General features: G+C 69.5%; 13 protein-coding genes and 1 rRNA gene. 11 read left to right on the top strand and 3 right to left on the bottom strand.

Annotated elements, in window-relative coordinates; all coding sequences use genetic code 11:
• From rrf to ABZ848_RS14995, 10 genes are all read left to right on the top strand, one after another.
• A 5S ribosomal RNA gene (gene rrf / locus ABZ848_RS15040) occupies positions 1 to 95 on the top strand; the annotation flags it as partial.
• Positions 96 to 157: 62 nt separating this feature from the next.
• The gene (locus tag ABZ848_RS15035) at positions 158 to 814 is read left to right on the top strand and encodes an HAD family hydrolase (RefSeq protein ID WP_360830926.1); all 657 of its coding nucleotides are present in this window, start codon (positions 158 to 160) and stop codon (positions 812 to 814) included.
• Positions 815 to 883: 69 nt separating this feature from the next.
• Positions 884 to 1,675: a VC0807 family protein gene (locus ABZ848_RS15030; protein WP_360830924.1), complete on the top strand. Its 792-nt coding sequence runs from the start codon at positions 884 to 886 to the stop codon at positions 1,673 to 1,675.
• Positions 1,676 to 1,713: 38 nt separating this feature from the next.
• Entirely contained in the window at positions 1,714 to 2,931 is a 1,218-nt protein-coding gene (locus tag ABZ848_RS15025) for an MFS transporter (protein WP_360830922.1), read from the top strand.
• Entirely contained in the window at positions 2,882 to 4,054 is a 1,173-nt protein-coding gene (locus tag ABZ848_RS15020; protein WP_360830919.1) for an acetoin utilization protein AcuC, read from the top strand. Before ABZ848_RS15025 ends, ABZ848_RS15020 begins: the two co-directional genes overlap by 50 nt.
• Positions 4,055 to 4,141: 87 nt before the next feature.
• Complete coding sequence (locus ABZ848_RS15015; RefSeq protein WP_360830916.1) at positions 4,142 to 4,957, top strand: phosphatase; 816 nt, start codon at positions 4,142 to 4,144, stop codon at positions 4,955 to 4,957.
• A gap of 140 nt (positions 4,958 to 5,097) precedes the next feature.
• Positions 5,098 to 5,307 carry a helix-turn-helix domain-containing protein gene (locus ABZ848_RS15010; protein WP_016437488.1) on the top strand — a complete coding sequence of 70 codons (210 nt, stop codon included), beginning with the start codon at positions 5,098 to 5,100 and terminating at the stop codon, positions 5,305 to 5,307.
• A 154-nt stretch (positions 5,308 to 5,461) separates the two neighbouring features.
• Entirely contained in the window at positions 5,462 to 5,560 is a 99-nt protein-coding gene (locus ABZ848_RS15005) for an AURKAIP1/COX24 domain-containing protein (RefSeq protein WP_003948845.1), read from the top strand.
• 257 nt (positions 5,561 to 5,817) lie between these two features.
• Positions 5,818 to 6,879: an NAD-dependent epimerase/dehydratase family protein gene (locus ABZ848_RS15000; protein ID WP_360830913.1), complete on the top strand. Its 1,062-nt coding sequence runs from the start codon at positions 5,818 to 5,820 to the stop codon at positions 6,877 to 6,879.
• A gap of 14 nt (positions 6,880 to 6,893) precedes the next feature.
• Positions 6,894 to 7,946 carry a lysophospholipid acyltransferase family protein gene (locus ABZ848_RS14995; protein WP_360830910.1) on the top strand — a complete coding sequence of 351 codons (1,053 nt, stop codon included), beginning with the start codon at positions 6,894 to 6,896 and terminating at the stop codon, positions 7,944 to 7,946.
• A 244-nt stretch (positions 7,947 to 8,190) separates the two neighbouring features.
• Here ABZ848_RS14995 and ABZ848_RS14990 read toward each other — a convergent pair whose 3' ends face one another.
• The 3 genes from ABZ848_RS14990 to ABZ848_RS14980 all read right to left on the bottom strand — a co-directional run bounded on the left by ABZ848_RS14990 (position 8,191) and on the right by ABZ848_RS14980 (position 11,678).
• Positions 8,191 to 9,405, bottom strand: a complete 1,215-nt coding sequence (locus tag ABZ848_RS14990; protein WP_360830907.1) for a DUF5667 domain-containing protein — start codon at positions 9,403 to 9,405, stop codon at positions 8,191 to 8,193.
• A 233-nt stretch (positions 9,406 to 9,638) separates the two neighbouring features.
• Entirely contained in the window at positions 9,639 to 10,415 is a 777-nt protein-coding gene (locus ABZ848_RS14985; RefSeq protein WP_242778244.1) for an ECF subfamily RNA polymerase sigma factor, BldN family, read from the bottom strand.
• A gap of 351 nt (positions 10,416 to 10,766) precedes the next feature.
• Entirely contained in the window at positions 10,767 to 11,678 is a 912-nt protein-coding gene (locus ABZ848_RS14980) for an HAD-IB family hydrolase (protein WP_360830902.1), read from the bottom strand.
• Between the two features lie 95 nt (positions 11,679 to 11,773).
• On the opposite strand from ABZ848_RS14980, the gene ABZ848_RS14975 reads away from it, so the two are divergent.
• Entirely contained in the window at positions 11,774 to 12,055 is a 282-nt protein-coding gene (locus tag ABZ848_RS14975; RefSeq protein WP_360830900.1) for a glutaredoxin family protein, read from the top strand.
• Positions 12,056 to 12,166: the final 111 nt, after the last annotated feature.

Here is a 12,166-nt window from a genome sequence, read left to right as displayed (position 1 = left end):
AAACGCCCGGTTACATTCCGAACCCGGAAGCTAAGCCTTACAGCGCCGATGGTACTGCAGGGGGGACCCTGTGGGAGAGTAGGACGCCGCCGAACAATCTTTGAGAAAACCCCCGTGCCAATCGGCACGGGGGTTTTCTGCGTTTAGGCTCGTGAGTATGCGCTATGACCTCGTCATCTTCGACAACGACGGTGTGCTCGTCGACAGCGAGCCCATTTCCAACAAACTCCTCGCCGCCTACCTCACCGAGCTGGGGCACCCCACCACCTACGAGGACTCCCTGCGCGACTACATGGGCTCCGCCATGCACCGCGTACACGACCTGGTGGAGGAGCGGACCGGGCAGCGGTTGCCGACCGACTTCGACGACGTCTTTCATGCGCGGGTGTTCGCCGCCTTCGAGCGGGAGTTGAAGCCCGTGGCCGGGGCCATCGACGTGCTGGAGAAGCTCGCGGCGGACGGGGTGTCGTACTGTGTCGCGTCCTCCGGGAGTCATGCGCGGATTCGGGTGGGGCATCGGACGACCGGGCTGGACCGGTGGTTCGGGGAGGAGCGGATCTTCAGTTCGGAGGATGTGGGGCGGGGGAAGCCGGCGCCCGATCTGTTCCTGTACGCCGCCGAGCGGATGGGGGTCGCGCCCGAGCGGTGTGTGGTCGTCGAGGACTCCCCGCTGGGCGTGCAGGCGGCTGTCGCGGCCGGGATGGATGTCTTCGGGTTCACGGCCATGACGCCTGCCGAGCGGCTCGTGGGGGCCACTCAACTGTTCTCCTCCATGGGGGAGTTGCCGGGGCTGTTGTCAGGGCTGCTGCACTGACATTTGTCATGCCGAGCTCCGGACGATCGTTTCTACTGGCGACCGGGTGCCGGACGCGAAGCTAAGGGCATGACGACGAACACGGTGTCCCAGAGCCAGAGCAACCACCAGACCCCCAGCGCGCTCGACAACTTCCGTCCGCTGATCGTGGACGTGGCGGTACCCCTCGGCGCGTACTACCTGTTCAAGGACGCCTTCGGGATGAGCACCTTCGCGGCGCTCGCCTGGAGCAGCGTCGTCCCGGCGGCGCGGACCGTCTGGAGCCTGGTCAAGGAGCGCCGGGCGAACGCGCTGGCGGGGCTGATCCTCGCGGTGAACGTGGTCTCGCTGCTGCTGAGCTTCCTCTCCGGCGACCCGCGGCTGATGCTCGCCAAGGACGGCGCGGTCAGCAGCACCGTCGGCATCGGCATCCTCGTCTCCGTGGCGCTCGGCCGGCCGATGATGACCGCCGGCATGAAGCCCTTCCTGGTGAAGGGCAACCCGGCGAAGGAGGCCGCGTGGCAGCGGCTGGCGTCGGGACAGGCGCCCGCCTCGGCGGACTTCCTGCGCAAGGAGCGGGTCTTCTCGGTGGTGTGGGGCGTGGCGCTGCTCGCCGAGTGCGTGGCCCGGGTCGTGGGGGCGTACACCATCCCCGTGGACACCATGGTCTGGCTCGGCGGGGTCATGATGATCGGCGTGATGGCGCTGACGTTCGTGGTGAGTGGCGGGCTGGCCGCAGGGCCCATGGAGGAGATGGTCCGCGCCGAGGCGGAGGCCCACGGGCGGCTGCCAAGGCCGGGGTCACCGTCGCCGCCTGAGCGCGGAGCCACCCCGGCAAGTGACCGCGAAAGTAAAGCTGAGGGAAATTCATCTTTGGCTTGATCTACCCACAGGTAGTCAGGGGCCCTACGCTCGCCGCCATGACAGATGTGCTGCGGCGCGGTAGGGCCTCTTTGGCGTTCAGCTTCTTCGCTCAGGGCGCCACCTTCGCCCTCCTGGTGACCCGGATTCCGGCCATCCAGGACCGTTACGGCGTCTCCGACGGGCTGCTGCCCGCCTTCCTGGCCGCCGTACCGATCCTGGCCGGCGTCGGCAGCGTGACGACCGAGCAGCTCGTGAAACGGATACGGCCCAGCACGCTGCTGCGATGCGCCCAGCCCGTCGTACTCCTGGCGCTGCTCGGCGTAGGGGCCGGGGACTCGATGGTCGAGCTGGGGATCGCGCTCGCGGCGTTCGGGCTGGCGGTGGGGGCGCTGGACGCCTCCATGAACATGCTCGGGGTGAGCCTGCAGCGGGCGTACGGGCGGAGCATCATGCTCAGCTTCCATGCCGTGTTCAGCCTGGGCGGGATCGTGGGGGCCTCGCTGGCCTGGGTCGGGGCGCACTGGCATCTCACGCTGTGGGTGTCGTATCTGCCGGTCGTCGCGGTGCTGCTGCCGGCCACGCTGATCGGGAGCCGGTGGTACGTCGACGGGGGTCTTCCGGCGGAAGCCGCGGCGGAGGGGACGGGCGAGGGCGGGACCGTCGTCTTCAAGCTGCTGCTGCCGCTCTGCCTCGTGATGACCTTCGCGTACATCGGGGACTCGACCGTCTCCAACTGGAGCGCCAAGTACCTCAAGGACACCCTGGGGAGCTCCGAGCAGCTGTCGACCGTGCCGTACAACGTGTACATGGTGACCACGCTGCTGGGGCGGTCGCTCGGGGACTCGGGGGTGCGGCGGCTCGGCGCCGTGACCGTGGTGCGGCTGGGGGCGCTGGTGGCGGCGCTCGGGTTCGCGGTGGTGGCGCTGGCGCCGGGTGCGTGGGTCGGGATGCTCGGGTTCACGCTGCTGGGGCTGGGGCTGTGTGTGCTGGTGCCGCAGACCTTCGCGGCGGCCGGGCGGCTGTTCCCGGGGGCATCCGACTCGGCGATCGCGCGGCTGAATGTTTTCAATTACGTCGGGTTCCTGATCGGTTCTCCGTTGGTGGGGGCGCTGGGGGACGCGTGGAGCTATCGCGGGGCGATGCTCGTGCCGATGGCTCTGGTGCTGGTGACGCTCTTCTACGCCAGGTCGTTCGCTCCTCAACCGGACCGATACGGTGGCGGGCATGAGCGGCCGCGCACAGCTGATGTGGGACGAGGCAGTAACGGGCTATGACTTCGGTCCGGACCACCCGATGGATCCGGTCCGGCTCGCCCTGACCCGGCGACTCGTCGACGCCTTCGGGCTCGACAAGGACGTCGACGTGGTCGCGGCGAAGCCGGCCGGGGAGTCGACGCTGCGGCTGGTCCACCGGGAGGACTACATCGAGGCCGTGAAGGCGGCCTCGGCGGATCCCGGGGCGGCTCGGGGGGCGTACGGGATCGGGACGATCGACGATCCCGCGTTCGCCGGCATGCATGACGTGTCCGCGATGATCGCGGGGCAGTCGGTGGGGGCCGCGGAGGCCGTGTGGCGCGGTGAGGCGCTGCACGCCGTGAACTTCGCCGGCGGGCTGCACCACGCGATGCCGGGCGGCGCGTCCGGGTTCTGCATCTACAACGACGCCTCGCTCGCCATCGCGCGGCTGCTGGAGCTGGGCGCCGAGCGGGTCGCGTACATCGACGTCGACGTCCATCACGGGGACGGCGTGCAGGCGGCCTTCTGGGAGGATCCGCGGGTCCTGACGGTCTCGCTGCACGAGCATCCGCGGACGCTGTTCCCGCAGACCGGGTGGCCGGAGGAGACGGGAGCCGACGCGGCGGAGGGGTCGGCCGTGAACCTCGCGCTGCCGGCCGGGACCGGGGACGCGGGGTGGCTGCGGGCCTTCCACGCCGTCGTACCGGAACTGATCGCCGATTTCCGGCCGCAGGTGCTGGTGACGCAGCACGGGGCCGACACCCACTTCGAGGACCCGCTCGCGCACCTGGCCGTGTCGCTGGATGCGCAGCGGGCCGTGCAGGTCGCCTGCCACGAGCTGGCGCACGAGTACGCCGACGGGAAGTGGATCGCGCTGGGCGGTGGCGGTTACGCCGTGGTGGAGGTCGTACCGCGGTCGTGGACGCACCTGGTGGCGATCGCGGCCGGGCGGGAGATCGCGCCGGAGGCGATGATCCCGGAGGGCTGGCGGCAGGAAGTCTTCGCGAGGACACGGCAGTTGGCACCGGCCCGGATGACGGACGGGCGCTGGCCGGTGGAGTACGCCGAGTGGGAGGCGGGTTACGACCCCGCCGACCGGCTCGACCAGGCGGTGCTGGCGACCCGGCGGGCGGTGTTCCCGCTGCGCGGCCTGCTGGCGTAGCCGCAGGGCAGCGGCCCGTTACGCCAACTGTGCGGTGTTTCCGCGTTCGGGTGGCCGCCCGCACCCGGGTCGGCCACCATCGCAGACGTGTTGAGCACCGGAGCGCTGCGCGCCCATCTGCTGGCCGCCCGTCTCGCCGGTCCGGTGGCCACCTCCCGTGAGGAGAGCCTCCGCAGCTACCGGCTCTTCGCGGCGCGCGATCCTCGCGTGCTGATCGGACTCGATCCCGAATGGACCTGGCGGCAGCGGGATTTGATCGGGTTGATGGCGGACAAGTGCGGGGTTTCGGCCGATCCGCAGCATGTCTCTGGCCATGATGTGATCGATCCTGAGCGGACGTTGACCGCCCTGGATGCGTTCGCGGAGCGTCTGGCCGCAGCCGCCCAGCGCAGCGCCCCTGTACTCCTCGGCACCGGCCACCCGCACCGGCTGCTCGGCTTCTACGCCGCGTTGGCGGACGCGCTGTCGGCGGCGGGATGTACCGTCCTCACACCGGCGCATGGTCGCTGTGTCGACATAACGACCCGGTTCGGCCTACGCACGTACAACCTTGACTACGTACAAGGAGTCGCGCTCGTGCGAGAACCGGGGGCGGCTCGCCCCGGTTGTGCGACCGGCGCGCACACGCACTCACCGCTCCCGGTTCGGCTCGCCCTGGCGGCGGCCGCCGAGGCCGGCGGACCGCTTCCGGAGCTGGTCGTCGGGGACCACGGCTGGGTCTGCGGAGCAGGTCAGCTGGGGTTCGAGGCCATTGGTCTTGCCGATACGGACGACCCCGCGCTCTTCGTGGGGGAGGCCGAGGGGTCCGTGTCCGTCGTCGTTCCACTTGATGACGCTGTGCGGTCTGATTACTACCGGCCGCTTACCCGCTACGTACTCAATCGAGCGTGTCTGTCACAGTAGGCCAGTGATGGGCATGCGATGGGTGCACCTCTTCCCCACTCGCATCACCCGCCCCTACATTGGGGAGTGAGCACGCAGCGACGAAGAGTCACCGGAAGGGGAAGCCGGTGGCCGTCGAGTGCGGAAGGTTCAGGTGTGTCATGGCTGCTGAGCAGAGGCCTCTGAGCGAGGTTCAGTTCCTTACCGTGGCGGAGGTCGCCTCGGTGATGCGAGTGTCGAAGATGACCGTGTACCGGCTGGTGCACAGCGGTCATCTGCCCGCGATCAGGGTGGGGCGGTCCTTCCGCGTCCCCGAGAACGCGGTTCACGAGTACCTCCGCGAGAGTTACGTGGGGGTGGAAACCGCCTGACGGCCGCCAAGGGGGGATCCTCAGGGCACTAGTGGATCTCCCCCGGCATCCTCGATTACGACCTCAGCGCTCGGGCGGGTAGGCTGGCCCCTCGTAGGTCGTATGGGCCCATGGCGCCCAAACACCGAGTGATGAGAAGTGAGCGAGGGTAGTCGTGGGCTCTGTTATCAAGAAGCGGCGCAAGCGGATGGCTAAGAAGAAGCACCGCAAGCTGCTCAAGCGCACGCGCGTTCAGCGTCGCAACAAGAAGTAAGCGACGCCGTAAGAGCGTGTTTGTGGCCCCCCACCGCAACCGGTGGGGGGCCACACGCGTTTGTGCCGTGCACTCTGTGCCTACGCACGTGTTTCACATGGCTTGGTCTGTTCATACGTCTGTGGATGTCGTCACTTCGTGCATTGGGTGGTCATCACAGCGCAACATCGACCCGCTAAGTTGGCCGCACACGGGGAACGCGGCACGCTACGAGGGCATACGACGGCCGCACGTCGGCTGGAAGGAAGGCGCTGATCTTGGGCAAGGTCGTGCTCGTGACCGGAGTGGCCCGCAGGCTGGGGGGCCGGTTCGTACGACGGATCCAGCGTGACCCGCAGGTGGACCGGGTCATCGCCGTGGACGCGGTCCCACCCGAGCACCACCTGGGCGGCGCCGACTTCATCCAGGCCGACATCCGGCAGCCCACCATCGCGCGGGTGCTCGCCGAGACCGGCGCCGACACGGTCGTACACCTCGATGTGACGGCGATGGCGATCGGCAGCGGCAGCCGGACCACGGTCAAGGAGACCAACGTCATCGGCACGATGCAGCTGCTCGGCGCCTGCCAGAAGTCGCCGACGGTGAAGCGGCTCGTCGTGAAGTCCAGTACGAACGTGTACGGGTCCGCGCCGCGGGACCCCGCCGTGTTCACCGAGACGACCCCGCCCAAGTCGCTGCCGAGCGGCGGCTTCGCGAAGGACACCGTCGAGGTCGAGGGCTATGTACGGGGCTTCGCGCGCCGTCGGCCGGATGTCGCCGTGTGCGTGCTCAGGTTCGCCAACATCCTTGGGCCCTCGGCGGACACCCCGCTCGCCTCCTACTTCGCGCTGCCGGTGCTGCCGACCGTGTTCGGCTACGACCCGCGGCTGCAGTTCGTGCACGAGGACGACGTGAACGAGGTGCTGCGGATCGCCTCGCACGAGCCGGAGCGGGGCACCCTCAACAGCGGCACCTTCAACATCGCCGGGGACGGGGTGCTGCTGCTGTCCCAGTGTTCCCGGCGGCTCGGCAAGCCGACCGTGCCGCTGCTGCTGCCGGCCGTCAACTGGGCCGGGTCGCTGGTGCGTACGCTGGGCGTGACGGACTTCTCCCCCGAGCAGATCCGGCTGCTGACCCATGGCAGGGTCGTGGCGACGGCCCAGATGCGCGAGACGCTCGGATTCCGGCCGAAGTACACGACGGCGGAGACCTTCGCGGACTTCGCGCGCAGCAAGGGTCCCGGACTCCTGCCCCCGGAGGCCCTCGCGGGGGCCGTCGACCGGATCGCCGCGCTGCCCGTCCTGGGCGGCGGCCACCCCCCGACGCAGAGCGCCAACTGAGGAGCGCATCAACGATGGCGGATGCCAAGGTCATTCCGTTCGACGACGACCGGTCCCGCGGGAGTGCCGTACAGCGGCCCGCGCGGCGCCGGGGCGCGGGGAGCCGACGCAAGACCACCGAACCCGCGCTGGTCGGCGAGGTCCAGCCCCTGCCCAGCAGGGCGCCGGCGCAGGATGATGTTCCCGTGACGCGTGAGGAACAGCAGCCCGAGAAGCCGCAGGAGGACGGCGGCCTGGAGCGGCGCCTCGCGAGCGGCCTCGACTTCCTGCGCCGCCGCCTGACGGGCGACTACGAGGTCGACGACTTCGGTTACGACGAGGAGCTGACCGACCAGGTCCTGATGTCCGTGCTGCGGCCGGTGTACGAGAAGTACTTCCGGGTCGAGGTGAAGGGCGTCGAGAACATCCCGACCGACGGTGGCGCGCTGATCGTGGCCAACCACTCCGGGACGCTCCCGCTGGACGGTCTGATGATGCAGGTCGCCGTCCACGACCACCACCCCACGGGGCGGCATCTCAGGTTGCTCGCCGCGGACCTGGTCTTCATGCTCCCGGTGGTCAACGAGCTGGCCCGCAAGCTCGGCCACACCCTGGCCTGCGCGGAGGACGCCGAACGCCTGCTCGGGCAGGGCGAGTTGGTCGGTGTGATGCCGGAGGGCTTCAAGGGCATCGGCAAGCCCTTCTCGGAGCGCTACAAGCTCCAGCGCTTCGGCCGTGGCGGCTTCGTCTCGACGGCCCTGCGCAAGGGCACGCCGATCATCCCGTGCTCGATCGTGGGCGCGGAGGAGATCTACCCGATGATCGGCAACGCGAAGACTCTCGCCCGCGTCCTGGGCTTCCCGTACTTCCCGCTGACCCCGACCTTCCCCTGGCTGGGCCCGCTGGGCGCGATCCCGCTCCCCACCAAGTGGACGATCCAGTTCGGCGAACCGATCCTCACGGACGGCTACCCACCGGAGGCGGCCGAGGACCCGATGCTGATGTTCAACCTGACCGACCAGGTCAGAGAACAGATCCAGCACACGCTGTACAAGCTGCTGGTCCAGCGCCGGTCGGTGTTCTTCTGACAGGTGCGGGCTGGCTCCCGACGAGGGGGCGGGCCCGGCCCGGCGGATGGCCGCCTGAAGCCGCCGGTCGGAGGCCGGCGCAGCTGTCCGAAGCCTGCGAAGCAGTGCGAGGGCAGCAGACAGGAGGGGCCAAGCTGCTGGTCCAGCGCCGGTCGGTGTTCTTCTGAGCCCGGCCGAAAAGGCTTTTCGGGTACGACGACGGGGGCGCCCTTCCTGAAAAGGGCGCCCCCGCTGTCGTACCGCTTTACGAGCTCGCGTCCTCGCCGTTGATTCCCAGGCCCGGGAGGAGGCCGGGGAGGAGGGGTGGGATCGTCACGTCCGGGTCGGTGCTCGGGGACTTGCTCGCGGACGGGGAGGCGGTGCCGCTGTCCTTCGGCGGGTCGAGGAGGCCTCCGGTGTTGCCGCCGAGCAGGCCGTCGCCGGTGGACGCCGACTTGCTGGGGCCCGCCGAGTGGCCGCCCTGCGAGGTGCCGTCGCCGGTGCTCGGCTGGGTCGAGCCCTTGCCGGTGCCCGACGTGTCCGTGGACGCCGTACCCGAACCGCTCCTGCCGCTGCCGCCGCCCTGGGCCGGGGGCTGGGGGAGCAGGGACTGCAGCGGGGCGACCTCTTCGTCTATGGCGTCGAAGACCGAGGACACCTGCTCGCTGACGTCCCCGAGCTGGACGGGGAGGCGGTCGCGCAGGGCGCCCCAGGCCTCGCGGTGCGAGCGGGAGAAGGCGGAGAGGGCCTGGATGGGGCCCAGCGAGTGCGGGTCGCGCTCGTACGCCTCGTGCAGCAGGCGGTGGCCCTCGGTGGCGTCGTGCTGCATGCCGAAGAGGGCGCGGCGGATCTCGCCGAGGGACTCGTGGTCGAGGTGGCCGCCGCGGTCGCGCTCCATCAGCCGGCGGGCCTCGCTGAAGCGGGTGGAGGCCTGGTCGAGGTAGGCCACACCGCGCTCGTCGTCCCCGTCGGACAGGTAGTTGAGCTTGAAGTCCTCGATGCCGCGCTTGAGGCCGTACAGCGAGTCACCGGGCAGCGCGTCCGAGCTGGCAGCGGCGACTCCGCCGAAGGCGCCCGCAGCGACGCCGACGCTGAGCCCGCCCGCGGCGAGGCCCTTGGTCAGCCGGGACCGCGGTCGCAGCTTGCCCAGCGGACCCGCGCGGTGTGCGCCGCGGGCGCGGTGGGAGCGCTGCTCCGGTACCGAAGGGTCCGCCGCCTCGCCACCGGTGCCCTCCTGGAGCATGGCCTCGAACGCGGCCACCAGCTGGGCCCGCTGGACGACCTTGACCTCGGGGTCCAGCTCCGGCTTGGGCAGCTCGCCGAGGTCCACCACCAGGTTCAGCAGCTCGGCCTGCTCGGTCCGGGCCGCCTGCGGTGGGGGTCCTTCGGACTGCTCGGCCGCCGTGTCCCGGTCGGGCTGCTCGTCCAGGGCCTGGGCGAAGGCGTTCGCCCGCCGGTGGGCCGATACGTTCGCGATCACAGGCGGCACCTCCTCTCGTCATGACGGTCGACTCCCCAGGGGGTCCTGAGGGTTGCACACCCTGACCACAACCACACGATCGTGTGGTCGGAGTCGGCCAGGGAGTGACCACAGGGAGCCTGCATCCCGCACAACGAGCGGCGCGGCACTTGGGTTACGGACGACGGATGATCGGATCGGGGAGTCAACGGACTTTCACTGAGGGCTAGTTGGGCGTCACGGAGGGTGCCGGTTCAGCGGGCGTCGTCCGGGAGGAGCCGGGCGAGGGTGCGCACGGCGCGGTACTGCAGGGTCTTGATGGCGCCCTCGTTCTTGCCCATCACGCGGGCGGTCTCCGCGACGGACAGGCCCTGCAGGAACCGGAGGGTGACGCACTCCTGCTGCTGGGGGTTGAGGCGGCGGACGGCCTCGAGGAGCGCGGCGTTGGAGAGGGACTCCAGGACGGAGTCCTCCGGGGAGCGCTCGACCTCGTTGGCGTCGAGCATCTCGCCGGTGGTGACCTCCAGCCGGAAGCGGCTCGACTTGAAGTGGTCGGCCACGAGGTTGCGGGCGATGGTCACGAGCCAGGCGCCGAAGTCGCGGCCCTGCCAGGTGAACGTGCCGATCCTTCTCAGCGCCCGCAGAAAGGTCTCGCTCGTGAGGTCCTCGGCGGTGGCCTTTCCGCCCACGCGGTAATAGATGTACCGGTAGACGGTGTCGCTGTACTGGTCGTAGAGCCGCCCGAACGCGTCGGCCTCGCCGGCCTGGGCCCGCTCGACGAGGTCCATCATCCGGGCGCTGTCGCTGTCCGCGGCCGGGCGGCGCGCGGTGGTGGCACCGGCCGCGGTACGGCCCCGTCTGCCGACGGCTGCGGTGCCGTCGGCAAGCGCGTAGCACGGGCCGGCCGGTGCGGTGGCTACCGCGAGTGCGGGGACGGCGTACGCGGTGGGGACGAAGTCGCGCAACAGTTGTTGGACCGTTGCGCGCAGCGTAGCCAGGCCCGAGGCGTCAACCCCGACGTGTGGGTACACGGGACTCCCAGAGGCAGAGCTTCCATCACGTGCAGTGCGGGACCGTTCACCCGTCGTAGCGACGGAGGGGTACCGGTTTGCGTCTGAGGAGAATAACGCTTCGTGCAGGCGCTGCTACACCCAGTTGCTCAAATCATCGATTACGTCGCTTCTGTAACCGAATGACGTGCGATCAAGTACCGGAGAGTGACCGGTTGTTGATCGGAAAGGTTCGGGTTGGGTGTGGGAACAGGGCGTGTTGTGGCTGTCCGCCGACAAGAGGACTGGCGGAGAGGGTTGGGGGGTACGCCTTGAGTTTTGGGTGCGCGTCCGTTGTGGCTGATCGCGCAGTTCCCCGCGCCCCTAAAAGCCTTATCGGCGGCGTCGGCTGATTGCGATCGCCGCTGCTGTGCCGCCTGCCACCGCGCCTACGCCTGCTGCCGCCGGGATCCCCACCTTCGCGGCCTTCCTGCCCGTCCTGTAGTCCCGCAGGCGCCAGTCCAGGTTGCGGGCGTGTTTGCGGAGCTTGGTGTCCGGGTTGATCGCGTAGGGGTGGCCCACCAGCGAGAGCATCGGGATGTCGTTGTGGCTGTCGCTGTAGGCGGCGCAGCGAGAGAGGTCGAGGCCTTCTGCCGCGGCCAGGGCCCGGACCGCCTCGGCCTTCGCGGGGCCGTGGAGGGGTTCGCCGACCAGCTTGCCCGTGTAGACGCCGTCGACCGACTCCGCGACCGTGCCCAGGGCGCCGGTCAGGCCGAGGCGGCGGGCGATCACCGTGGCGATCTCGACCGGGGCCGCTGTGACCAACCACACCTTCTGGCCCGCGTCCAGGTGGGCCTGGGCGAGGGCCCGGGTGCCGGGCCAGATGCGCTCGGCCATGTACTCGTCGTAGATCTCCTCGCCGATCGACTGGAGTTCGGCGACGCGATGGCCCTTGACGATGGACAGCGCCGAGTCCCGGGCCTCCTGCATGTGCTCCGGGTCCTCGGAGCCGGCCAGCCGGAAGTACGCCTGCTGCCAGGCGAACCGGGCCAGGTCGCGGGTCTCGAAGAACTTCCGCTTGTACAGACCACGGCCGAAGTGGAACAGGGACGCGCCCTGCATCACCGTGTTGTCCAGGTCGAAGAAGGCAGCGGCCTTGTCGTCACCGAGCACCGGGAACTCCGGTTCCTCCGGGGGGACGTCCTGCGAGGACTTGCGCGCGGCCTCCGCCGAAGCCTCGCCTGCCAACACGCTCCGCGCCGTGGCGGAGCGCCTACGGGGAGTGAGCCATCCGAGAGCGGCCATGTCCGTGAGCATAGCCAGTTTGTTCGGTGCCTCCAGACGCGCGAGGTTTGAAGGCTGTGAACTCTCCGCGACCGGCCCGTTAAACAAGCGCGACAATGGCCGGCATGAGCCCCCTCTTCCGACGCAAGCCGGCTCCGCAGGACCGGCTGGTCACCCTCATCGGCAAGCCCGACTGCCATCTGTGCGAGGACGCGCAGGCCGTGGTCGAGAAGGTGTGTGACGAACTCGGCGTCCCCTGGGAGAAGAAGGACATCACCCAGGACCCGGAACTGCACGAGCGGTACTGGGAACAGATTCCGGTCGTTCTCGTCGACGGCCGTCAGCACACCTTCTGGAAGGTGGACGAGGTTCGCCTCCGCAAGGCGCTGGCCGAGTAGCAGGGAACTGACCGAGCAGTACAGAGGCGCCTGGGAAGTCGCTTAGGATCGATGGTGGTCTGGTCTCGGGGGCGGGATTCACAAGGAGTGTGGCGGTTTTGCCCCCTGGGA

It is taken from the genome of Streptomyces sp. NPDC047081 (assembly GCF_040643775.1).
Taxonomy (GTDB): Bacteria; Actinomycetota; Actinomycetes; order Streptomycetales; family Streptomycetaceae; genus Streptomyces.
Note: the sequence above shows the minus strand (reverse complement) of the source record. Positions and strands in the feature narration are given on the sequence as shown.